At 51.5% G+C, this 22,166-nt stretch carries 19 protein-coding genes; 7 read left to right on the plus strand and 12 right to left on the minus strand.

Going from position 1 to position 22,166, the window contains the following annotated elements; genetic code table 11:
- Nucleotides 1-13: 13 nt before the first annotated feature.
- From PN498_RS05485 to nifB, 9 genes are all read right to left on the minus strand, one after another.
- Entirely contained in the window at nucleotides 14-2,881 is a 2,868-nt protein-coding gene (locus PN498_RS05485) for a bifunctional nitrogenase iron-molybdenum cofactor biosynthesis protein NifEN (RefSeq protein WP_272061710.1), read from the minus strand.
- Nucleotides 2,882-2,949: 68 nt separating this feature from the next.
- Nucleotides 2,950-3,258: a Mo-dependent nitrogenase C-terminal domain-containing protein gene (locus PN498_RS05490; RefSeq protein WP_272061711.1), complete on the minus strand. Its 309-nt coding sequence runs from the start codon at nucleotides 3,256-3,258 to the stop codon at nucleotides 2,950-2,952.
- Nucleotides 3,259-3,323: 65 nt separating this feature from the next.
- Nucleotides 3,324-3,614 (minus strand): nitrogen fixation protein NifZ, encoded by a 291-nt coding sequence (locus PN498_RS05495; RefSeq protein WP_272061712.1) that lies wholly within the window; start codon nucleotides 3,612-3,614, stop codon nucleotides 3,324-3,326.
- 83 nt (nucleotides 3,615-3,697) lie between these two features.
- Nucleotides 3,698-5,266, minus strand: coding sequence for a nitrogenase molybdenum-iron protein subunit beta (gene nifK, locus PN498_RS05500; protein WP_272061713.1), 1,569 nt, complete (start codon nucleotides 5,264-5,266; stop codon nucleotides 3,698-3,700).
- Nucleotides 5,267-5,438: 172 nt separating this feature from the next.
- Complete coding sequence (gene nifD / locus PN498_RS05505; RefSeq protein ID WP_272061714.1) at nucleotides 5,439-6,887, minus strand: nitrogenase molybdenum-iron protein alpha chain; 1,449 nt, start codon at nucleotides 6,885-6,887, stop codon at nucleotides 5,439-5,441.
- Nucleotides 6,888-7,019: 132 nt separating this feature from the next.
- Nucleotides 7,020-7,904, minus strand: coding sequence for a nitrogenase iron protein (gene nifH, locus PN498_RS05510; RefSeq protein WP_272061715.1), 885 nt, complete (start codon nucleotides 7,902-7,904; stop codon nucleotides 7,020-7,022).
- 224 nt (nucleotides 7,905-8,128) lie between these two features.
- Complete coding sequence (gene nifU / locus PN498_RS05515) at nucleotides 8,129-9,028, minus strand: Fe-S cluster assembly protein NifU (RefSeq protein WP_272061716.1); 900 nt, start codon at nucleotides 9,026-9,028, stop codon at nucleotides 8,129-8,131.
- Nucleotides 9,029-9,130: 102 nt separating this feature from the next.
- A complete protein-coding gene (nifS, locus tag PN498_RS05520) occupies nucleotides 9,131-10,324 on the minus strand; it encodes a cysteine desulfurase NifS (protein ID WP_272061717.1) in 1,194 nt (397 codons plus the stop codon).
- A 161-nt stretch (nucleotides 10,325-10,485) separates the two neighbouring features.
- A complete protein-coding gene (nifB, locus tag PN498_RS05525) occupies nucleotides 10,486-11,964 on the minus strand; it encodes a nitrogenase cofactor biosynthesis protein NifB (RefSeq protein ID WP_334312223.1) in 1,479 nt (492 codons plus the stop codon).
- 1,450 nt (nucleotides 11,965-13,414) lie between these two features.
- Between nifB and cysE the strand changes: the two genes are divergently transcribed.
- From cysE to PN498_RS05540, 3 genes are all read left to right on the plus strand, one after another.
- Nucleotides 13,415-14,104, plus strand: a complete 690-nt coding sequence (gene cysE, locus PN498_RS05530; RefSeq protein WP_442951401.1) for a serine O-acetyltransferase — start codon at nucleotides 13,415-13,417, stop codon at nucleotides 14,102-14,104.
- Between the two features lie 44 nt (nucleotides 14,105-14,148).
- On the plus strand, nucleotides 14,149-14,418 hold the full coding sequence (locus PN498_RS05535) for an Asr1405/Asl0597 family protein (RefSeq protein WP_272061719.1): 270 nt from the start codon (nucleotides 14,149-14,151) through the stop codon (nucleotides 14,416-14,418).
- Between the two features lie 302 nt (nucleotides 14,419-14,720).
- Complete coding sequence (locus tag PN498_RS05540; protein ID WP_272061720.1) at nucleotides 14,721-15,263, plus strand: Dps family protein; 543 nt, start codon at nucleotides 14,721-14,723, stop codon at nucleotides 15,261-15,263.
- Here PN498_RS05540 and PN498_RS05545 read toward each other — a convergent pair.
- Complete coding sequence (locus PN498_RS05545; RefSeq protein WP_272061721.1) at nucleotides 15,241-15,423, minus strand: hypothetical protein; 183 nt, start codon at nucleotides 15,421-15,423, stop codon at nucleotides 15,241-15,243. The two genes, PN498_RS05540 and PN498_RS05545, sit on opposite strands and share 23 nt — an antisense overlap.
- Before the next feature lie 314 nt (nucleotides 15,424-15,737).
- On the opposite strand from PN498_RS05545, the gene nifV reads away from it, so the two are divergent.
- From nifV to PN498_RS05560, 3 genes are all read left to right on the plus strand, one after another.
- Nucleotides 15,738-16,877, plus strand: coding sequence for a homocitrate synthase (nifV, locus tag PN498_RS05550; protein WP_272061722.1), 1,140 nt, complete (start codon nucleotides 15,738-15,740; stop codon nucleotides 16,875-16,877).
- Between the two features lie 141 nt (nucleotides 16,878-17,018).
- Nucleotides 17,019-17,222: a putative nitrogen fixation protein NifT gene (gene nifT / locus PN498_RS05555; RefSeq protein WP_272061723.1), complete on the plus strand. Its 204-nt coding sequence runs from the start codon at nucleotides 17,019-17,021 to the stop codon at nucleotides 17,220-17,222.
- Nucleotides 17,223-17,251: 29 nt separating this feature from the next.
- Nucleotides 17,252-17,869 carry a (2Fe-2S) ferredoxin domain-containing protein gene (locus PN498_RS05560; protein ID WP_272061724.1) on the plus strand — a complete coding sequence of 206 codons (618 nt, stop codon included), beginning with the start codon at nucleotides 17,252-17,254 and terminating at the stop codon, nucleotides 17,867-17,869.
- A 69-nt stretch (nucleotides 17,870-17,938) separates the two neighbouring features.
- Here PN498_RS05560 and cobJ read toward each other — a convergent pair whose 3' ends face one another.
- The gene (cobJ, locus tag PN498_RS05565; protein ID WP_272061725.1) at nucleotides 17,939-19,849 is read right to left on the minus strand and encodes a precorrin-3B C(17)-methyltransferase; all 1,911 of its coding nucleotides are present in this window, start codon (nucleotides 19,847-19,849) and stop codon (nucleotides 17,939-17,941) included.
- 467 nt (nucleotides 19,850-20,316) lie between these two features.
- On the opposite strand from cobJ, the gene PN498_RS05570 reads away from it, so the two are divergent.
- Nucleotides 20,317-20,544, plus strand: a complete 228-nt coding sequence (locus PN498_RS05570) for a hypothetical protein (protein WP_272061726.1) — start codon at nucleotides 20,317-20,319, stop codon at nucleotides 20,542-20,544.
- Nucleotides 20,545-20,758: 214 nt separating this feature from the next.
- Here PN498_RS05570 and mnmE read toward each other — a convergent pair whose 3' ends face one another.
- On the minus strand, nucleotides 20,759-22,144 hold the full coding sequence (gene mnmE / locus PN498_RS05575; RefSeq protein ID WP_272061729.1) for a tRNA uridine-5-carboxymethylaminomethyl(34) synthesis GTPase MnmE: 1,386 nt from the start codon (nucleotides 22,142-22,144) through the stop codon (nucleotides 20,759-20,761).
- Between the last annotated feature and the right edge of the window lie 22 nt (nucleotides 22,145-22,166).

Consider the following 22,166-nt stretch of genomic DNA (forward strand, 5'->3'; position numbering starts at 1 on the left):
AGGGGATTATCCATCACTCCAACCTGTCCTCCATCACCCCGTCATCCCCATCACCCCCATCCCGCCAACGATGAACTAACGCATGAGCGCTCTTTTCGTCGGCTTCCATAAACAGATTGCCGATGTCGAACAGGAGTTGAGTCGTGCCGCCGTAGCCGATGGTGCTGCGGCGACCATTGCCCAGGCGATCAAAGACAGGAAAGCCCAGGCGATAGAGGGGGATGTCGAGCGTTTGCGAAAGGGTTTTGGCGTTGGAGTTAGCAATCAGCAGGTCTGCACCTTGGGCCAGGTCCGCAAAGTCTTCCAGGTCGCCAATAGTCACGGTGTCGACAGGCAAATCCTTGAGCAGTTTGGATTTGGTAGTGGTGACAGCAGCGTGAACGTCTGCTCCCGTCGTTTTCAGCCATCCAGCGATCGCGTGCAGCAGGTCAGGTTCCAGCGCCAAAGCAACTCGCTTCCGTCCAAAGAAGAAATGGGTGTCAAGGATGGCGTCTTGAAGCTGTGCCCGCTGATGGGCATACCGAGCAGGAACAGGCCGATCGCTGAGTTGAGATAGCGTTGCCAAAAAGTGATCCACTTCGCCTAGTCCCGTAAGGCTGTTGAACACCGTGAACTGGGTGCCAAAGCGCTGCTGTAAAACTTCCGCTGCGGTGGTCATACTGTAGCCAAGGGCTAACGTGTAGGTGGAGCGGTGGAGCGATCGCAGCTCTTCCACGGTCGTGCCCCCGGTCGTCACCGCACTGAATTCATCCGACAGGTGACCGTCGATGGACGCGGATAAGTCAGGCAGCACCACCGGTCTGAGACCAAAGTCTGCCACCATATCCTTCACCACCTGAACATCACCTGGGGTAAAGGACGATCCCACTAGCACGGTGATCTGAGGGAGAGACGGCAAGTCACACACATAGTCAGACGTCGCTGCGGGCGCAGCTAAAGTCTCCGTATTCACTGGATCAATAGGGATGTCGCGCACCAACGCCTCGACCGCAGCAGCATAGCCGTCTTGTAGTGCGCCCTTGAAGTCGGGAGTCGACGCAAAGGCAACAGGAAGGTCAGTCAATTGGGGCGATCGCTTCCGGATGCTGCGCAAAATACCGTGCATATCATCGCCACGGGTCTCCGTCAAACCTGTCGTGCAGAGACCAATGATTTCCGGCTTGGACTTCTCTACCAAGGTCAACATCGCGGCTTCGATATTGTCCTCACCGCCCAGAATCGTCGTCACTTCCGTCATCGCCGTCGTAGACAGCGGAATCGCTTCTCGGAAATGACGCACCAGCATCACTTTGGCAAACGCCGTACAACCCTGAGAGCCGTGAAACAGCGGCATGATGCCCTTCACGCCTAGATACGCCAGGGCTGCGCCTAGAGGCTGACTCTGCTTCAGCGGATTCACCGCAACAGACTTGCGACGGGAAACAACCTTTGTTGAGGAGACCGGTGCTTGGGTGGGGACGGTAGGTGAAGCAGAATTTTGAATTTTGAATTTTGAATTTTGAATTTCTGTTACCTTTTCCCACGGCGCTTCTCGCCGGACCTGTTCCCAAATCGGGCTATGCAGCGCTTCATCCAGCTCTTTAGCCATCTCGATCATGCCGACGTACCCAGCATAGGGATGGTGACGTTCCTGGTTGATATCAAGGAATGGAATGCGAGCTTTGAGCGCGGTGTACTGGTTGCGACCGCCAGCGATCAGCATGTCAGCTTTGGTTTTGGCGATGACTTTCAGCAGTTCCTGAGCATTGCCCTTTTGCAGCATGATGCCGTCTTTGCCGAGCAAGTCTTTGATGCGAGCTTTGTCTTCTTCAGTACTCTTTTTAGTGCTGGTGGCCGCAACTTCGATGCCGAGATCGTTCGCCGCAGAAATGATGGACCAGCTCTTGACGCCACCCGTATAGAGCACAACCCGCTTGCCTTGCAGCCGCTGACGATAGGGCGCGAGAGCCTCAGTCAGCTGGGCCGTTTCAGCCTGAATCGTCGCCTCCACCCGCGCTTTGAGGTCATCGTCGTTGAAATGAGACGCGATCGCCCTCAGCAGGTTGTTCATGTCCTCCACACCGTAGATGGACGCTTCGATGTAGGGAATGTCGTAGCGTTCCTGCATCTTGTGGGCCATATTGATCAGCGCTTTAGAGCAGATCATCACGTTGAGTTTGGCCCGATGGGCATAGGTGACTTCATGGTAGCGAGCATCCCCAGTAATCTTGGCAAGAACCCGAATTCCCAACTTTTTCAACAGCGGCACCACGCCCCACATCTCGCCAGCAATGTTGTATTCGCCAATGAGGTTGATGTCGTAGGGCGTGGTGTACTCCGGCTCAGCGGTGCCAACAACGTACTCCAAAAGAGCTTCACCCCCAATCCGGTTCCCCAAGTTTTTGCTCCCCACAAAGCCGGGAGAGCTGACCGGCACGACAGGAATGTCAAATTTCTCGCTAGCAGCCTGACAGACGGCTTCAAGGTCATCCCCAATGAGCGCTGTCACGCAGGTGAGATAAACGAAAACAGCAGCAGGATTGTGTCGTTCCTTAACTTCGCGAATGGCTTTGTAAAGCTTCTTCTCGCCGCCAAAGATGATGTCGTTTTCACTCAGATCTGTCGTAAAGCCCATCTTGTAGGTCATGGGTCCAGACGAAAGACTGCCGCGACTGCCCCAAGAGTTGCCCGCACAGGCAATGGGACCGTGAACCAGATGCGCCACATCCGTAATTGGAACAAGGGCAATGCTAGCGCCATCAAAAGCACAACCGCCTTGAGCAGCCCCTGGCTGAGCTTGCTGCTGACAAGCTTTATTCTTGCCCTTGCCGTCTTTCTTGTGATTGTGTTCACAGCCCGGCTGGGTCAGCAATTCATTGATTTTTCCAGACGTCATTTTCATGGCGAGATGGGGAATGAAGGGGGCAGAGGCTAAGCGGGCAAATGGGATGAATTTGGCCTGGGGACTGGTTAAATGTAAAGAGCGATGTCTTCACCACAGATATCCGCTAGGTAAGAGAGTGCTCGAAACCGAAGACTCACGAGTTCGTTGTAGAGCGGGTTGAGCTTGCAGAGGGGCGGAATGTGAACGGTACGACCCAGAAAAGAGATATCTCGCTCAAAAGGACAAGTACTAGGGATGAGTCTGCAAATCAGGCGGGCCGTAGCGCGATCGCTCACCTCATAACCATCGATCCAGTGACGCAAGGGCTTCAGCAAATCGAGGCCAGGGTGATGGGACAGAGGGGATGGATGGGAGGAATCGACGAAAATAGCCATCAGAGTTCTCAGGAGGTTAAAACTAACAATTCGACATTCAAGCTGGATGAAAGGATACGGCTTTACTAGTTTTCTTGTTCGATTAGAGGTGGACGATCTTCAGCTAAATCAAGTTCACGGCTGAGGCAGCCCACCACAAAGTTGGTCTCTAGGAAGTGAACGGAGTAAATGTAGGCGCGCTGTAGGTAGGTCCCAATGCCAACGATGTAGCCTACATCCCCTTTCTTAGCCAAGTGGAAACCAATGTCTTTGCCCGGAAAGGTGCCGTCGTTGCGAATGACTTTTTTGACCCGAACACGGCTACCCATTTCAAAGATTGGAGGACCATCAAGTTCGATTTCGTCGCTAAGTTTCATGGCAGGTGATGGGTAGAGGAGCAAAGGAATCCAGGAGTAAGGGAGGGTGTCAAAGAGCACTCCCCCCCTTATTTCCTCCTTGTCTAGCGGATGAGATCGAAGGAGATATCTGTCTTTGCAGGGATGATGGTTTGACGATCTAGTTCATCTAGGACAGTGTTAATAATCCAGTTGAACTGATTGATCGCGCCTTGGTAGCCCAGCGTGGCATAGCGATGCATGTGATGGCGATCGAAGATCGGATAGCCGATACGCACTAGCGGAGTCTTGGTATCGCGCCAGAGATACTTGCCATAGGAGTTGCCGATCAGCAAATCAACGGGTTCAGTGAACATGAGCGATCGCAGATGCCATAGATCCTTTTTGCCCCAAACCGTGGCCTCTTGTCCGTAAGGACTGTTTGTCAGCACCTCACGCAGTTCCGCTTCAAAGTCAGGGTTGCTGTTGGTCACCACGATGTGAACTGGTTCAGCGCCCATCTCTAGCAAGAACTGAGTGATGCCAAAGACGTGATCGGGATCGCCGTACAGAGCAACGCGCTTACCGTGAATCCAGGCTTGAGAGTCCGTCAAGGCATCAACGGCACGCCCCCGCTCTTGCTGGAGTTCTTGAGGAATGGCCTTACCGGTAATGGCAGAGAGCGCCATGAGGAACTCGTCAGTGCCCTTGATCCCGAAGGGGCGGAAATTATAGGTCTTCTGTTCCCATTCCTTCGTAATGTAGTCTTGCGTCTTGGGTGTCGTGTACTTCTGGAAAAAGAACGTGCCTTCAGCATTAATGGAATCAGCCGCGTCTTCCAGCTTGGTCAACCCGTTGTACATCTTGAATTCGCCTGTGTTAGGAGAATCGAACGTATCCGAGTTGTCTGACAAAATGGTGTAGTCAATACCAAATAGACCCAAGATTCGCTTTAGTTCACGCAGGTTGCCAATATAGGGGTCGAAACCTAGATTGAAGTTGAACTTGCCGTTGGTTGTCTCTGCTTTTTTCCCAGCTGTCAGCGTCTTGAGAATACTCACTAGCATGTTGTCATAGCCCGTGATGTGGGAACCGACAAAGCTAGGCGTATGGGCTGCGGGTACTGGCAAGTCTTGGGGAATCAGCTCTTCGTTCTTAGCGGTCTGAATGAAGGAACCGATGTCATCCCCGATGACCTCAGCCATACAGGTGGTGCAAAGAGCAATCATCTTGGGGTTGTACAGGTCATAGGCGTTGTTCAAACCATTCTTGAGGTTGTTGAGACCGCCGAAGACTGCTGCATCTTCCGTCATGGAAGAGGAAACCGCTTGGAAAGGCTCTTTGTAGTTACGGGTTAGGTGGGTGCGGAAATAAGCAACACAGCCCTGAGAGCCGTGGCTATAGGGCAAGGTGCCTTCAAAACCAGACGCCACAAACAGAGAGCCCAGGGGCTGACAAGCTTTAGCCGGGTTGATGGTGAGGGCTTTACGCTCAAAGTTCTTTTCGCGATAGTCCCAGGTCTTGGTCCATTCAGCGGTTTCGGCAACTAAATCGCGATCGTGCGCTCCTTCAAATTGACGCTTGTACTCAAATAGCTCTTGATAAGTCTCCGTTTGGAAAAGGTCAAAGTGGTCCTGAATCTTACCGGATTCAGGGGCATTGTCCGGCACTTGGGGGTTGGTGTTCTCAGTCATGATGATCTCCGTGAGGGGATTAGCAAGTCGGAAGGGGTGGAGTTGGAGGAAGGAAAGATGGGGGTTCGTTCGTTATTGGGTATTAGTCACTGGTTGTTGGATTCTGAGAACAGGCAACGAACAACCAATAACGAACAACGATCTACACAGGGTTCGATGTCCCCATTCGGTTCTACGCGGTCTCCCAAGGTGGGTTAACTAAGCCCCAAGTGGGATTGTTGATCGCCATGTCCATGTCACGGGCAAAGACTTCAAAACCTTCGTAGCCGTGGTATGGACCGGAGTAATCCCAGGAGTGCATTTGACGGAAGGGCAGGGCCATTTTCTGGAAGACGTATTTCTCTTTGATACCAGCAGCGATCAGGTCGGGCTGGAGCTGCTTAGCAAATTCCTCAAATTCAAAGCCACTAACGTCGTCGTAGATGACGGTCCCTTCTTTGACGTAGTCGGCAGTTCGCTTGTAGTCGTCACCGTGGCCGAATTCATAGCCAGTACCGATGACGTCCATTCCCAAGTCTTCAAAGGCAGGAATAACGTGACGGGGACGCAGTCCACCTACCATCATCATGACTTTCTTGCCGTCTAGACGGGAGCGATACTTCCCGACAATCTCATCCATGCGAGCCTGGTGCTCTGCAATGACCTGCTCAGCTTTCTTTTGAATCGTTTCATCAAACTGGGCAGCAATCTTACGGAGGGACTTCGCGATTTGCGTGGGACCAAAGAAGTTGTACTCCAGCCACGGAATCTGATACTTCTCTTCCATGAAGCGGCAAATGTAGTTCATGGAGCGGTAGCAGTGGATCAGGTTCATCTTCGCTAGCGGCGTCATCACCACTTCATTGAAGGTCCCATCACCGGAGAACTGACAGATGACCCGCAGGCCGATCGCTTCTAACAATAGACGGCTCGGCCAAGCATCACCCCCAATGTTGTAATCACCAATGATATTGACATCGTAAGGACCGGGTTCATAGCCTTCGGGGAGCTGGCGATATTCATCAGCTTTGGGCAATACCCAGTCACGCACCGTGTCATTCGCAATGTGGTGCCCCAAAGACTGGGAGACACCCCGGAATCCTTCACAACGAACAGGCACAACCGGCTTCCCGGTTTCTTTCGCCTTAGTCCGGGCGACTGCTTCAATGTCATCCCCAATCAGACCCACCGGACATTCCGATTCAATCGTGGTGCCTTTACTCAGGGGGAAGAGGACTTCCAGTTCGTCGATCAGCTTAGCCAGTTTCTTGTCACCGCCAAATACGATATCGCGTTCCTGAAAGTCGGAGGTGAACTGCATCGTGCCGAAGGTATCCACTCCAGTCGTGCCGATGTAGTAGTTACGACGACCGGACCAGGAATAGTAACCGCAGCCAACGGGACCGTGGCTAATGTGAATCATGTCCTTAACTGGACCCCAAACTACGCCTTTGGCCCCTGCATAGGCACAGCCACGGGTGGTCATTACGCCAGGAACGGATTTCTTGTTGGACTTGACGCCGCAGTCAGAAGCGCCTTCTTCTGTAACGTTGAGGTGCTTGGAGCGGCTCTTTTTAGCTTTGGCAGGATACGCTTCCAGGACCTCCTGGACAAGCGCTTTTCTGTCTTCTACGGTAGTCATAGTGTCCTCTCTGTAGCGGCTAGGGAATAGATTCAATCCGACTAATGGGGGATTGATGATGGGGGATTGATCGGAGCTTCAAGGGCGACAGGTGCTGTTGGGGCATGACTGTCATGCCCCGACCATTAGCGATTAGACACTTGCTGGAACCTTGCCACCAGCTTTGTCAGCTTCAAGCACTTTCTGATACTCATCCTCACCACCCAAGAGGCCGAACTCAACTAGAAGTTCCTCTAGTTCATCCATCGAGATCGGAGTCGGAATGACGAGATTCTTGTTGTTTTCAATCTTGCGAGCTAAAGTGCGATACTCCTCAGCCTGCTTGCTTTCGGGAGCGTACTCAATCACTGTCATACGACGCAATTCTGCGTGCTGCACAATGTTGTCGCGAGGGACAAAGTGAATCATTTGGGTGTTGAGTTTCTCAGCGAGGGCTTCGATGAGTTCAACTTCTCGGTCAACGTTACGGCTATTGCAGATGAGGCCGCCTAGACGGACACCACCGGAGTGAGCATACTTGAGGATGCCTCGGGCAATGTTGTTAGCCGCATACATCGCCATCATTTCGCCCGAACAGACGATGTAGATTTCCTGGGCTTTGCCTTCCCGAATCGGCATTGCAAAGCCGCCGCAAACCACGTCCCCTAATACGTCATAGGAAACAAAGTCCAGATCCTCATAAGCGCCTTCTTCTTCCAAGAAATTAATAGCGGTGATGATACCGCGACCCGCACAGCCTACTCCAGGCTCAGGACCGCCGGATTCAACGCACTTAACATCTTTGTAACCCGTGAGTAGCACTTCTTCGAGTTCGAGATCTTCGACTGCACCGCGCTCGGCTGCTAAGTGCAGAATTGTGGTTTGCGCCTTGCTGTGTAGCATCAAACGAGTGGAGTCTGCTTTCGGGTCACAGCCTACGATCATGATGCGTTGAGTATCTGCCAAACCCGCAATGGTGTTCTGGGAGGTGGTGGATTTACCGATACCGCCTTTACCGTAAAAAGCAATCTGTCTCATGGTTGGATTTCTCCGAAGTGAATGTGAGAGTGAATAGGGATCAGATGTCAGGTCTCAGAAATCAGATGTCCAAGCAAATACACAAAGACTGAATTCTGAGAGCTTCGGGGTCAGGCGGGTGGCGATCGCCCGAAGTGTATGAGAGCTTTTGGAAGGTTCATGGGAAATAGTGAAGTAAGGGAAAGTTCTAGATTTTGAGTGTTGAATTCGACCTAACGAAGAACTCAATTCGCAACTTCTTCAACCGTCAGAGTGGGGAGTACAAGATCACGCAGCTTGGCTTCGATAGAGTTCTTGACCGTGGTGGTACTGCTGGCACAACCGCCACAGGCTCCTGTCAGGGTGACTTGGACGCGATCGCCCTCAATGTCGAACAGCTCAACGTCGCCGCCATCAGCGATGAGAATGGGACGAATTTCGGTATCCAGCACTTGCTGAATCAGCTTGATCTTTTGCACTGTGGTGAGATTGCGAGGAGCCGCTGTCTCTTGTGCCAGGGCGATTTCAGCAGCGACTCGACTAGGAACCGCATCACGCTCCTGCTGCACTTCCATCAAAATGTCTTCAATGTCTGCCAGACAAGAACCACAGCCGCCTCCCGCTTTCACGTAGTTCGTCACCTGCTCAATCGTGGTCAGGTCGTTCTCAATGATGACGCGACGCACTTTGGGTTCCGTAATGCCGTAGCAGGAACAGATGAGAGAGCCTTCGTCATCCTCATGGTGCTCGACCTCAATGCCGCGATACTTATAAATGGCAGCTTCTAGTGCTTCCTGCCCCATCACTGAGCAGTGCATTTTAGCCTCTGGCAAACCGCCGAGATAGTCAGCGATGTCCTGATTGGAAATATTGAGCGCTTCATCTAACGTTTTGCCCTTGATGATTTCCGTCAGCGCCGAGGAAGAGGCGATCGCACTAGTGCAGCCAAAGGTTTGAAAGCGAGCATCCAGAATTGCATCAGACGAAACCTGAATCTTTAGGTGCAGTCTTAAGGCATCTCCGCAGGCAATGCTACCCACTTCGCCAAAGACTACGGCGACATCAGGCTGCTCTTGATCTGCGATCGCCCCTTGATTCATCGGGTTATAAAACAGGTCGAGTACTTTTTCGGAGTAGTCCCACATGGCGGTTTCGGGGGGTGAGGGTGAACGGGGAAGTTTTGCAGGCTTAGTTTTGAATCTTGAGTTGAATTCAAAACTCACAACTTAAAACTCAAAACTCAAAACTTAAGAAGCGACAGCCACATCTCGTTCTTGTAGCCAGTCGGCTTCGTCATTATTGAAAGGCGACAGCGCCCGTAGACGTTCAACAATGCCGGGCATGACGGAAAGGACATGCTGGATTTCGGCTTCAGTGGTGAAGCGAGATAGGCTAAACCGAATGGAACCGTGCAGGATGGTGTAGGGTAATCCCATTGCAGTGAGGACATGAGAGGGATCGAGGGAGCCAGAAGTACATGCAGATCCGGAGGATGCGCAGATGCCTTCGCGATTCAGCATGTAGAGGATGGCTTCACCTTCGATGTACTTAAAGCCAATATTGGTGGTGTTGGGCAGTCTCGTAGAGCCACCGCCATTGACGACGCAATTAGGAATATTGGCAAGGAGTTCACGCTCTAGGCAGTCCCGCAGCCAAGCCTCCTTAGGCATGTTGAACAGATCGGTTTGGGCCAGTTCCGCTGCTTTGCCCAGAGCGACAATACCGGGAACGTTTTGAGTGCCGGCTCGCCGACCGCGCTCTTGGTGACCGCCGAGCAAGAAGGGACGGAAGCGAAAACCTCGTCGAACGTAGAGGGCACCAATACCCTTAGGCGCATGGAGCTTGTGACCAGAGAGCGTGAGCAGGTCAATCGTGCTTTGGTTTAGGTCAATGGGGACTTTGCCGACGGCTTGCACCGCATCAACGTGGAAAGTCGCTCCATATTCTTTGGCGATCGCCCCCACCGCTTCAATCGGGAAGATGACGCCCGTTTCGTTATTGGCATACATCGTGGTGACGAGGGCTGTACCGCCTGTCATCGCTGCTTCCAACTCCATCAGATCAAGCTGACCTCGACCATCCACAGAGAGATAGGTGACGCTATAGCCTTTCTTCTCCAGGTGCTTGCACACATTCAAGATGGCGGGGTGCTCAACTGCCGTTGTAATGATGTGACGCTTTTCAGGCTGAGCAGCCAAGGCAGCATGAATAGCGGTATTGTTGCCTTCACTGCCGCAGCTGTTGAAGATGATTTCGGTATCTGCGGCCCCTAGTAGAGCAGCCAGTTGTTCTCTAGCCGTTTGCACTGCGGCCCCGACCTGCCCTCCAAAACTGTGCATTGAGGAAGGATTGCCATAAAGTTCGGTCAAGTACGGCACCATGGCCTTGAAGACTTCTGGATCAATTCGGGTCGTGGCGTTGTTGTCTAGGTAGGTAACCATCACATCATCTCCGCAGTGGATAAAAGCAGCCGGGTAAAAAGAAAAGGAAAGGACGTTATGAGTTTCAAAGAGCTGTGTTCTGTCGCTTGAGTTTTGAGTGAACGGCTGACGTAAAACCCAAACCTCCTTTCCCTCATCGCGATCGCTGTCTAACGTGCGCGTTAGCTGTCTAAAACGTGCTCGTCATAAAACCGTCGTGCAACAGACTCAATCACGTCGTAGGCTTCAATCACAGTCAGACCCGCTTTCTTCAGTTCCTTCTGAGGACAGGGGCCAACTTTGGCCGCCAGAATCGCTTTGCAGTCCGCGATCGTATTAATAATTCCGCCGAGAGCTGCTTCCTCGCCATAGCCGCCTTGGCAGTAATCTGCGACTTTGCGGTGACCGATGAAGTTTGCCTCAGCTGCGTCCACCTCATAAATCATGAATTCCTTGGCATGACCAAAATGCTGGTTCACCAACCCACCGCCTTTAGTGGCGACGGCAACAAGCACCTTAGGACTGCTGACTTTAGCGGCCTTGGTCGCTTTAGCCGCTGCCTTCTTCTCAGCCACAGCAATTCTTGTTTGCTCGATGCCAACGTGGACGGCCTGACGAGTCTCCAAGCTGTAGTCAGATGACATCTCCATAAACTTCTCTTTCGTGAACTCCTGGCTGCGGTCTTCACCCAGCAGTCCCACAGCATCAGCACGGCACTGGCGGCAGTGGCGCATCAGCTTCATGTTGCCGGAGCAGTTATCTTGAACCGTCTTGAGTTCCTTAGGCGTAGGACCCCGCTGACCGTTCAAGCCAAAGTACGTGCCGTGCTCAGGGGCTGAAATAAGCGGCATAATATTGTGCAGGAAAGCACCCCGCTCTCGAATAGCAGCATTCACTTCCGGCAAGTGCTCATCATTAACGCCAGGAATCAAAACGGAATTGACCTTACAGAGAATGTCCGCTTCCTGGAGTGCCTGCAAACCTTCCATCTGCCGTTCATGGAGAATTTTGACGCCCTCAATACCGCGATAGCGACGACGGCGATAGTGCACCCAGGGATAGATCTTCTCTCCTACGGCAGGATCAACCATATTGATGGTGATAGTGACGTGATCCACGTTGAGCTTCTTAATGCGATCAACATGATCCGGCAGCATCAGGCCGTTTGTAGACAAGCAGAGTTTGATATCAGGCGCTTGCTCTGCAATCAGCTCGAACGTGCGGAAGGTTTTCTCAGGATTAGCCAGCGGATCGCCAGGACCCGCAATTCCCAACACCGTCATTTGCGGAATCTTGCCTGCTACGACCAGAACTTTATGGGCGGCTTCTTCCGGTGTTAGAAGTTCGCTCACAACGCCAGGACGACTTTCGTTAGCGCAGTCATACTTACGATTACAGTAGTTACATTGAATGTTGCAGGCAGGGGCCACAGCAACGTGCATACGGGCGTAGTGATGATGAGCTTCTTCGCTGTAGCAGGGATGTTTCTCAATACGAGCTTTCATCGACTCGCTAATTCCAGTCGCAGAGTCGTTTTTACTGCTACAGCCACAACCGCCGCCAGACTTCTTGACTTTGGTTTTGGTTTTCGTCAAGGTGATGTCCAGCTCGGGCGTCGCAGTAGGCGCGGAAGCAAGGGCAATAGATGGCGGTGGCGTCATGGGTTTGGCGGTGTAGTGAGGTGGAACTTGAGAGCGCTAGCCAAAGTTGAAATAGAACGGTGACTAGAAGTGCACGGGGGAACACGCCGTGGATAAACTCATCGCTAATCCTGAGTCAGAAAATGGGACGTTGTGGTGTAGTCATCAAAATCTGTAAGCACAGAAGGGCTGTTCACGAGCTGCACATCAACGTGCAGGAGAACTGAATGAGATGACGGCTACAACACAACGTCTGTGAATTGGTCTCAGGAGAGTGTGATGAAGCATCCGGTAAACTAATCCTCTGGGTTACAGCAATTTCCACGGTGTATGGGCGGAGGTGCGCTCTTTTGCTCTATTGAGAGTTATGAGGGCAACTTCATAAGGGTGAATACGCCTGAAATTGCTTTGGCCTATTACTGGCTTAGGGCTAGAAATCAGAAGACGAAACGTCGGGGGTTGTGATTAGCTCGAACTGAGCTGAAGTTGACGCTGTCTGACTAACTCTGCCGGATAACCAGGTTTCAAAAGATTGGTTGCTCGGCGTTGAAGGAGTTATAGCAACCCGGATTGAAGCGCTTGAGAAAACCTGCCGCGATAGAGTTTATTGAATAATTAGCTAGGTACTCAACGGCTGTAACTCTTGAAAATAGGGGAACAAAAAAACATTTAAGATCGAGGGACTGGTATTTCCAAGAGGGCGAACGAGTATTTCTCAGCCCTAGCTCGGTGATTGTGTACTCAGCCGGAAAGCTTATTCAGTAAGGCGATCGCGCCCTTCATTCCGCTTCTCTGAGTGCATCTTTTTGAGTACTCAAACGGCCCCATTTTGTGAATTCTGCTACTAAATCCCAGTTCAAGCGAAACCCACAACAATCCTGTCTGTATCCGTTTTTTCATTCACCCTTTCAAATGAGTATCAGCAGCTACAATTCCTGATTAAAAAACGTAAATTAAACTGTCCAAGAGACTTTAAGCAGAGTTCAAGAAAGCGATCGCACGATTCAAAACAGTCTTGAAAGAAGGCTGTTCCTGATGCCGACTTAATGCGACACGTTGTTAAGAGTCGCTGATATATATAGATGTGATTTTGTGAGCGTCGCTACAGTTTCTCGGATGAAAGTATGGGGCCAGCAGTGTGATAACCCTCTTTTGAGTACAGTTAGGCTCAAGTGCTGAAGCATCACAAGTCTCTATCTATCTATTTATAGATAAGGCTTTTCCTTGAGTACAGAATACGTGTACCCGGTCTGAAAAACGCCTGTCCCTCCTCCTCAAAATACTCGTTCCCCCACCCTAGAAGAAAAATGATGTCCTTGAACCGTCAGCCTTGTAGAGCTTGAGTACATCCTTAATAAACCTAGTAAATCTGGATGCAGGTCAAGCAGTATGCGTCCAGATTCTCCCTTGCTATAAGCAGGAAAACACAGCCCCCCTTAGCGCTATGTTCCTTCCCCTGCAATCCTTTTCCATGCCACAACTGCCACCCTCGCTCAAAGATCTGCTAGCAGGTCTCCGTCAGCGGTTGCCCCTGACCGACGACTTCGCCATCATCTTTGAATATGATCCAGCAGCTCGGAACTGGCTCGAAGTGCTGTGCTGTTATCCTGGCCTGCACGCGATCGCAGCTTACCGCCTAGCCCACTGGCTACATCAGCAACAGATCGCTTTCTTTCCCCGCTTCATTTCTCATCTAGCTCGCTTTTTGACTGGCATTGAAATACACCCAGGTGCTCGTTTGGGCAAGGGCGTTTTCATTGACCACGGCATGGGCGTCGTGATTGGAGAAACGGCGATCGTCGGCGACCACACCTTGATTTACCAGGGCGTAACCCTGGGCGGCACAGGCAAAGAAACGGGTAAACGCCATCCCACTGTTGGCAGCCGAGTTGTTATTGGCACCGGAGCCAAAGTCCTAGGCAACATTCAGATTGGCGACTTCGCCCGTATTGGTGCAGCCTCAGTTGTGCTGACAGATGTGCCAGCCAACTGCACGGCTGTCGGTGTGCCCAGCCGCAACGTGTGTCGCTGCAACACCACCACAATGCCTCTCAACCACGATCAACTGCCCGATGCCGAAGCCATTACCTTACGCCGTCTCCTAGATCGCATCGAAGCATTGGAGACGGAAGTTCAACAGTTTTCTCGTTTATCTCATTAACGTTTTAACGTCCTCATCCCTTCTCTCTTCGGAGCTGGTATCTCATGAAAAAACCTAAACCTGCTGTTTCCAATTGGGGACAAGTCGTCACCGTCCAACGGAGCGATCGCTGGTCCATTCACCACCGTTTGCAAGAACTGAATATCCCCTGTGCCTGTCCAACCGACGGCACCTTAAGAGTCGATGTGGATCATCCCGTTGCGCTGCTTCTAGTGCGCAGCACAGTCCGACAATTTTTGACCACCCGAAAAGAAAGCATCGACTGGCTAGAGCGCTGTTGGGAAACTCGCGTAGACTGCTTTGTCAATCACTAGTACGCCACGGCAGAAACAGGCTCACCATTCAAAACGCTAGGAAAGCTTATCTGCCTTAGTTTTGAATTCTGAATTCTGAATTTTGTAGGGCTTTGCCCTTCCCGGAGGGTATTTTGAATTCCGCGTAGCGGTACTAGGCATTCCCACCTGCCCATCCACGATTTTCGCTTTTGGCACAAGGACTGCAAATATGACAGACTTTTAGCCTCAAATCCGAGGCAAGCCAAAAGCGAAACGATCCAAACAATCGCGATCAGCAAGACCACTTGCTCATCTTTATTCCTAATATCTGGAGCGACTAAATGACTACTACTCAAACTCTGGTTCGTGCCTTTGGTGAAGTTGGCGACAACCCAGTTGCCCTCGAAAAGGACATCACAGTCCCTATCTGCGAAGAATTGAATTTGGTCTACGCGAGTTTCCAAGCGCTCTATCTGCAATACCAAAAACATCACTTCGTTGTAGAAGGTTCAGAGTTTTACTCAATCCATGAGTTTTTTCAAGAAAGCTACGACACAGCTCAAGAGCATGCTCACGATATCGCTGAACGGCTGAACGGTTTAGGCGGCGTTCCTGCTGGCACCTTTGCAACCTTGTCTGAACTATGCTGCTTCGTTCCCGAATCCGACGGCGCATACACTTGCCGCCAAATGATTGAAAACGACTTAGCAGCCGAACAGTCTATTATCACTTTGCTTCGTCGTCTCTCAGCCCAGGCCGAAAGCGTCGGCGATCGCGCCACCCGCTATCTGTACGAACAAATTCTGCTCAAAACTGAAGATCGAGCTTTCCACCTCGACCACTTCCTCACCACAGATAGCCTCACCCTAGCGTTTGGGCGATAGTCGCGATCGCCCAAACTTGCAAAATCGCTCGGCACGGCACCTCCTCCAACCTCCGAGCGATCTCCGCCAAATCACCCCCCTTCCCTACTCCCCACTCCCCTTCACTCCCTACTCCCCCCACCATGCTCACCGCCCTCACTATCGTCTTTACTTTCTTCATCTTCGCTTGGGTACAACAACGCTTTCTCGATTACTTGATTAAGACAGATGTTGAAGCGCTCAAGAGAATTCGATACGAACAGCTCAAAAATTACTCCGATTCCCATGCGAAATAGCCGTCGCCGTAGTCATTTAGCTCAAGCCAGTCAAAGACGCTGAATTATAACGGATTCAACCCTTTGCCTTTTGCCTTCTGCTGTAGCGGCATGCATTTGAGTCAAGCCCACCCCATTCCCGGTTCCCTGCTCCCTTAAACCTCACCCAGCTGCACAGGGTTATATAGACCGCTCCTACTCCCTTACTTTGTGGACTGCCATGACATCCCTGCCTTCAATCTCCATCAACGACACAACGCTCAGAGACGGTGAACAGGCGGCTGGCATCGCCTTTGACCTAGACGAAAAAGTTGCGATCGCGAAATTCCTCGATGCCATTGGTATCCAGGAACTAGAAGTTGGCATTCCGGCCATGGGGCAAGACGAGGCCAAAGCCATTCGGGCGATCGCAGATCTAAATCTGAACGCTCATCTGCTGGGCTGGAACCGAGCTGTGATTTCAGACATCCAGGCGTCTATCCACTGCGGTCTCAAGAGAGTTCACATTTCTGTTCCCGTCTCCGATGTGCAAATTCAAGTTAAATTCCAAGGACGCTGGGTTCGCATGTTGGAAAGCCTCCGGGACGCCATTTCATTTGCTCGCGATCATGGCCTCGAAGTCAGCGTTGGCGGCGAAGACAGCTCCCGCGCTGATGAGACATTTCTGATTGACGCCGCCCAATATGCTCAAGAATGGGGAGCATTCCGCTTCCGCTTTTGTGACACCGTCGGCATTCTCGATCCCTTCACCACCTTTGAAAAAGTGCAAAAGCTCGTCTCCTCCCTGGAGATTCCCGTAGAAATGCATACCCATAACGACCTGGGGCTAGCCACCGCCAATGCTCTAGCAGGCATCCGAGCCGGGGCAACGTCTGTCAATACAACCGTTAATGGTTTAGGTGAACGAGCAGGCAACGCGGCGCTCGAAGAAGTCGTGATGACGCTCAAGCAGATATACGGCCTCAAAACGGGAATTCAAACCCAGCACTTCCTGGAACTGTCTCGCTTTGTAGCAAAAGCTGTGAACTGTCCTGTGTCTCCTTGGAAAGCAATTGTTGGCGAAAACACCTTCGCCCACGAATCCGGCATTCATGCCCACGGCATTATCCGGAATCCCAGCACATACGAACCCTTCGACCCTAAAAAAGTCGGCTGGGAACGGCGCTTCGTCGTCGGTAAACACTCCGGTCGGAGCCTTCTTAACCAAGTGCTACAGGACTACGGCGTCAAACTCAACGCAGACGAAGGTCAGTGTGTTCTAAACGCCGTCCGCGACCTATCCACCCAACTGAAACGAGGGCTAACCGTCAATGAACTCTTAACCCTGATTAACCAAAAGTCCCCCTCCGTCATCTCTTGATACCGACTCTTGATTGCCAATTATGGAGTCAAAAATATTAAGCAGCCATGCTTTTAGTCTCCCATCTGCGGCTTTGGAAAAGAGAAACGGTATTACCCTCATTCACGCCTCCACCTATCCACCCCTTTCCCAGGTTCTCTGATGAAAGTCATGCTTCACGACGGCGAAGACGGCAAACTCATGGTTTACGTCGCCAAGAAAGATCTCGAAGAAGAAGTTGTCACCAAAAACGTTGATGGCGACACTACCGTCATGACCCTAGCCAATGGCTGGGAACTCTCTTTTGACGGTCTGTCCGAGCCACTTAATCTACCCCAAACCGTACGAGCAAAGCGATTAAATTAGCGCAAACTTACACTTCGATGGAGTCTCCTATGCTGGACATTACCTCAATGCCACAGCGCATGTTCAAACTCGAAGGCACTTTTCAAGGGTTTCTGGGGGATAACTTCAAAAAACCCAAGTTCATTATTTTGGAAGTTGAGCAAGAGCAAGTTGTCATCAAGTTGCCTAAGGAGTTGCGGCCCTATGCCAGATCAACGCTGAATGTGGGCGATCGCCTCTATTGTGTCGGCAGAAGTCAGGTTGATTTGCAGGCAGGAGTGGTCAAACTCAGGGCACATCAGGTCTTCTTCCTAACGCCCTCCGAGATGTCCGAAACACCTGTATCCGCGACAGTCGAAGCTGCAGCCCGTATAGCTCAGGAACAACACGCCTGTCATGCCCCAAAACGCCAGCGGTCCAAAATCTTGGTGTGCAACAAATCGGGATGCCAAAAGCGAGGGGGGCGAGAAATGATCGCTGAGTTAGAGCAGGTGCTACAGGCTTATCAGCTAGAAGACCAAGTCGAAATTCGCCATACCCGTTGCCAAAAACGGTGCTCCAAAGCTCCTAATCTCACGGTGATGCCAGGGAAACACTGCTACGAAAAAATCAATCCAAAAGATCTTTCAGCTCTAGTAGAGGAACACTTCTGTCAATCAACGTCTTGAGGGAAAAGCAGGGCAGCAGGTTGATGCAGCTACCATCGCCCTGTATGGACGAGTTCAGCCCAAAACCCTTTAGCCTTCTACACCATAGCCTCTGGGGGTAATCACTGTGTTACCGTAAATGCGAGTGCTGCGGTTGCCAATGATGACGGTGGTCAACATGTCGATGGGATAGCTCAGCATATCGGTCACTGTTGTGAGGACGATCGCTTCCTCAGGTCGATAGACAGAGCGGACAATCGCAACGGGGGTATTGGGCTGCCGATGCTGAGCAAAAATGCGCTGAGCGATCGCAATTTGCTCAATCCGTTTTTGCGATCTTGGATTGTAGAGGGCCACTACGAAGTCAGCAGTGGCGGCAGCATGGAGGCGCTTTTCAATAACAGTCCAGGGAGTCAGCAGGTCACTGAGGCTGATGGCACAAAAATCATGCATGAGAGGGGCCCCAATACGGGCAGCGGCAGCCTGTAGGGCTGAAATGCCAGGAAGAGTCTCGACAGTGGGCTGTCTGCCATTCCAGTTTCTAGCCTGGAGAGTTTCTAGCACCAAGCCTGCCATGCCATAGATACCGCAGTCACCAGAGGAAATAACGGCAACATTGAGTCCCCAGTCGGCTAGCGCGATCGCTCTTTCTGCTCGCTGTTGTTCCTGAGTAATGGGCATGGACTCGACAATCTGACCTGGACGGAAGAGGGGGCGAATCAGATCAATGTAAAGGCCATAGCCGATAACAGCATCCGCTTGAGAAATGGCAGCTTTGGCAGCTGGGGTAATTTGAGACAAACTACCAGGGCCAATTCCCACAAGTGATAAGTGTCCAATGCGGTCTGTAAATTCTCGCTCGGCCTGGGCGATCGCTAGGGTTACGGCACCCCGTTGATTAGGCTGACGAAAGATTTGCTTGGCTGTACAGAGAAGCGGTTCAGAACTAGATAAGTCGTTCTTGTCAGAAAGATTCAAGAGAGCCGAAGATTGCAGGGCTGCCAGAGTCGCCGCTGCTTCGGCCACACTGGGTGTTCCAACCGCTTGCTGTACGGCTCCAGATGGACGCGGCACGGGAACAACCCGTAGGTCTTCAGCCGAGAAATATCGTATGGGCCAGTTGTGATCCCGGCAAAGCTGCTGCAATCCTATCTCGTCACCTTTAATGTCTAAAGTGGCAATGCCCGCGATCGCCTCAGTTGCCAAGTGTCGCGATTGGAAAGTAGACGCGATCGCGTCTTCCATCAGCGCCTGAGAGGTTCCCCGTTCACATCCAATCCCGACCCACAGCACACGCGGATGCCACTGGACCTTAGGCATGTTGCTGTGGGGGGCAAACCGCCGTCGAATAGGGCTAATCCAGATACGAGCTTGAGGGGAAGGCTGCTCTGGTGGGGATGACGATATCTCAGGCCAGCCCAATTGCAGAGAATGATCGCTCGGTAACTGGTGTTGCCAAAGGTCGGAACCTGCTTCTTGAATGACTTGTACAGGTTCACTGCGGGCGATCGCAGCCGCCACGCCTGTCCAGTCTCCAGATCCTTTATGCCATCCGAAAGGCTGCCCTAGCACATCAACACCAGGTAGAGCAGACCTGTTAACGGCCCCTGTCAGAATGGGTGCGGCATTAAGACAATGACTGATGGTCTGCGTGAGGCGATCGCCGCCGCCTTGATGTCCCCCACATAGACTAATAACGAATTTTCCCGCCTCGTCAACCACAACCACAGCGGGATCAGTCGCTTTATCTTGCAACAGAGGCGCAATCAAACGGACCACGGCTCCCGTTGCGAGACCAAAAATCAGGCCATCATGAGACAACCAAAGGTTAGGCAGAATGACGTTGAGTGCGCCTTCATAGCTCCGGACTGAAACGTCATCAGGGAAATCAACGTCAGCAATTTTTTCAGGAATCCACACTGTTGCAGATAATGCTGAGCAGATAGGGAGCAGCGTTTTTAAGCCTGTAGGAGTTGTGGTAATTGCTGCAAACGAAGACAAAGCCGTTTCCTCACCCAAACGATGATTGCCCTAGCAGGCGCTAGATCCCACTATCGCACCTTGGCGTCAAAAAAACGCTGAATAACCTTACGGAGTCAGGACATAGACCAAGAAGAAGATAGTAAATACACCCCTGCACAATGACTAACTCAATACTGATCCCCACCAAAGTAGAAATACTTAAGATAACTTTTGTGACAAAATAAAAAGGTAGCTGCGTGGAATTCACAGCGGCAAAGACCAAAACGCTTAATAAAGTGTTACTCAAGTTGAGTTTAGGTTGACCTATTGCATAACTGCTCAGGAGCTAGTTTGCAGAAAAAGACTGTTGGAGCCTTCAAGTGCTTGCCTCATGTAGGCCGGTTGGATGCTTTGAGAAACTGGCCAACTTGTTAAAGGCTTTTGAACACCTCATTTCCTCGCTACGTGCAAATCACCCCTAAGTTAGTTGAGTTTGGATGTATTACATGACGATTAATCAGTTCAATTCCGGTGTTGATCGGCCAAATACCTCCAGAATGAGCATTCTAGGTATTATCTTCTTCATCATGGGAGCACCCAATTTGTATGCCTTCATGCAGCGACGCAGTGAACTCTCTGCAGTGACATACAACGGCAGTGGCGTTCCTCGGTATGCGTTGGTCGTGTTGCTAGCGATGGCGATCGCGGGCATTGTCGAATTGTCGGTGGTCTAAGCCACCTATAGCTTTAGCCATCTAGGCTTGTGCATCTAAAACATCTAGGGCCTTAGCCCATAGCTAGATGGCTTACCGTCTTGTCCTAACGGAACTGGCGACGGCCATAACCTTAGACCGATCCGACTTCAAACCCCGATGCAGTCACTGTCAGTGTTGGGGTTTACTCCGTTCAGCACAAGCCTACATAGACTAGGTTTACTGTTTACTTGCATTATTTACCGATGCAGAATCGGCTGAAAATCTCGTCAAGCATCGACTCCGTGATCTCGTCTCCCGTAACTTCTCCGAGAGCATGAATCGCCATGCGCAGGTCAATGGTCCAGAAATCGAGGGGCAGCTGCTGGGCAATTGTGCTGCGAACCTGTTTCAGAGCCGTATTTGCTCGCGTCAGAGCGCTGGCTTGCCGTTGGTTAATGGCTACCTCAAGGTTGTTGGCATTCAGTCGATCCGCGTGAGCTATTTTCAAAATAGTTTGCTCAAGGGTGGCAATCCCTCGATTAAAAGCCGCCGCAGTGAGGACATAGGGAACGCCTAGATCAGGAACCGTAGACAGTTCATTATCGGGAGCTAAGTCAGTTTTATTAATCACTAAAATGAGTGGGCGATGCTGCATGGCTTCATAAAGCTCTTCGTCCTCCTCTGTCCATCCCTCTTGAGCGTCAATAGTCAGTAAGACTAAATCAGCCGATTTAGCCGCAGAGCGCGATCGCTCAATCCCGATTTGCTCCACCTGATCATCGGCTTCCCGAATCCCAGCAGTATCCAAGACCTGAATCGGAACGCCGCCCACGACAAGCTGCGATTCCACCACGTCGCGGGTGGTGCCTGGTAAATCTGTGACGATCGCGCGATCACTACGACTCCAGGCATTCAACAGACTCGACTTGCCCACATTAGGGCGACCCACGATGGCAACCTTTAAACCCGAACGTAACAGTTCGCCTTGGTAAGCCGTATCGAGTATCTCAGCTGTAGACCTGATCACTCGATCAACCTGGCGAGCAACCTCCGCTTCATCCAGTGGTGGTAGATCGTCCTCAAAGTCAATGCGGGCTTCGACCTCGGCCAGAATATCCAAGCACTCTGACCGCAGTTTTCGAATGGGCGTTGTCAACTTACCTTGCATGCCTGCCAGTGCTGTCTGCGCTGCCTGAGGCGACTGTGCGCCCACGAGGTCAGAAATACTTTCGGCCTGCGTTAGATCTAGACGGCCATTAAGAAAGGCCCGCAGCGTGAATTCTCCCGGTTCTGCCAGACGTGCCCCTTGTACCAAACACAGCTGCAACACTTGCTGCACTGCCATGATGCCACCGTGACAGTGAAACTCCACTATATCTTCGCGGGTGTAGGACCGAGGTGACAACATCAACAGCATTAGGGCTTCGTCAACAGTTTGCTGAGTCTCAGGGTCGCGCACATAACCATACAAAATTCGATGGCTTTCCCAAAGTTGCTTTCCAGGAGAATTAAAGAGAGCATGAGCGATCGCCTGTGCTTTAGCTCCCGACATACGCACAATCCCAACGCTCCCCTGTTGAGGAACGATAGCTGTAGCGATTGCCGCGATCGTCTCACCCTGAATAATCGTGGAACTCATACTCTTTGAGAAATGCTGGCAA

It is taken from the genome of Oscillatoria sp. CS-180 (genome assembly GCF_028330965.1).
Taxonomy (GTDB): domain Bacteria; phylum Cyanobacteriota; class Cyanobacteriia; order Phormidesmidales; family Phormidesmidaceae; genus Halomicronema.

Excerpts from the sequence above, each read along its gene's own strand:
- PN498_RS05485 (WP_272061710.1), bottom strand. The coding sequence starts at position 2,881 with ATGAAAATGACGTCTGGAAAAATCAATGAATTGCTGACCCAGCCGGGC.
- PN498_RS05490 (WP_272061711.1), bottom strand. The coding sequence starts at position 3,258 with ATGGCTATTTTCGTCGATTCCTCCCATCCATCCCCTCTGTCCCATCAC.
- PN498_RS05495 (WP_272061712.1), bottom strand. The coding sequence starts at position 3,614 with ATGAAACTTAGCGACGAAATCGAACTTGATGGTCCTCCAATCTTTGAA.
- nifK (WP_272061713.1), bottom strand. The coding sequence starts at position 5,266 with ATGACTGAGAACACCAACCCCCAAGTGCCGGACAATGCCCCTGAATCC.
- nifD (WP_272061714.1), bottom strand. The coding sequence starts at position 6,887 with ATGACTACCGTAGAAGACAGAAAAGCGCTTGTCCAGGAGGTCCTGGAA.
- nifH (WP_272061715.1), bottom strand. The coding sequence starts at position 7,904 with ATGAGACAGATTGCTTTTTACGGTAAAGGCGGTATCGGTAAATCCACC.
- nifU (WP_272061716.1), bottom strand. The coding sequence starts at position 9,028 with ATGTGGGACTACTCCGAAAAAGTACTCGACCTGTTTTATAACCCGATG.
- nifS (WP_272061717.1), bottom strand. The coding sequence starts at position 10,324 with ATGGTTACCTACCTAGACAACAACGCCACGACCCGAATTGATCCAGAA.
- nifB (WP_334312223.1), bottom strand. The coding sequence starts at position 11,964 with ATGACGCCACCGCCATCTATTGCCCTTGCTTCCGCGCCTACTGCGACG.
- cysE (WP_442951401.1), top strand. The coding sequence starts at position 13,415 with ATGCCACAACTGCCACCCTCGCTCAAAGATCTGCTAGCAGGTCTCCGT.
- PN498_RS05535 (WP_272061719.1), top strand. The coding sequence starts at position 14,149 with ATGAAAAAACCTAAACCTGCTGTTTCCAATTGGGGACAAGTCGTCACC.
- PN498_RS05540 (WP_272061720.1), top strand. The coding sequence starts at position 14,721 with ATGACTACTACTCAAACTCTGGTTCGTGCCTTTGGTGAAGTTGGCGAC.
- PN498_RS05545 (WP_272061721.1), bottom strand. The coding sequence starts at position 15,423 with ATGAAGAAAGTAAAGACGATAGTGAGGGCGGTGAGCATGGTGGGGGGA.
- nifV (WP_272061722.1), top strand. The coding sequence starts at position 15,738 with ATGACATCCCTGCCTTCAATCTCCATCAACGACACAACGCTCAGAGAC.
- nifT (WP_272061723.1), top strand. The coding sequence starts at position 17,019 with ATGAAAGTCATGCTTCACGACGGCGAAGACGGCAAACTCATGGTTTAC.
- PN498_RS05560 (WP_272061724.1), top strand. The coding sequence starts at position 17,252 with ATGCTGGACATTACCTCAATGCCACAGCGCATGTTCAAACTCGAAGGC.
- PN498_RS05570 (WP_272061726.1), top strand. The coding sequence starts at position 20,317 with ATGACGATTAATCAGTTCAATTCCGGTGTTGATCGGCCAAATACCTCC.
- mnmE (WP_272061729.1), bottom strand. The coding sequence starts at position 22,144 with ATGAGTTCCACGATTATTCAGGGTGAGACGATCGCGGCAATCGCTACA.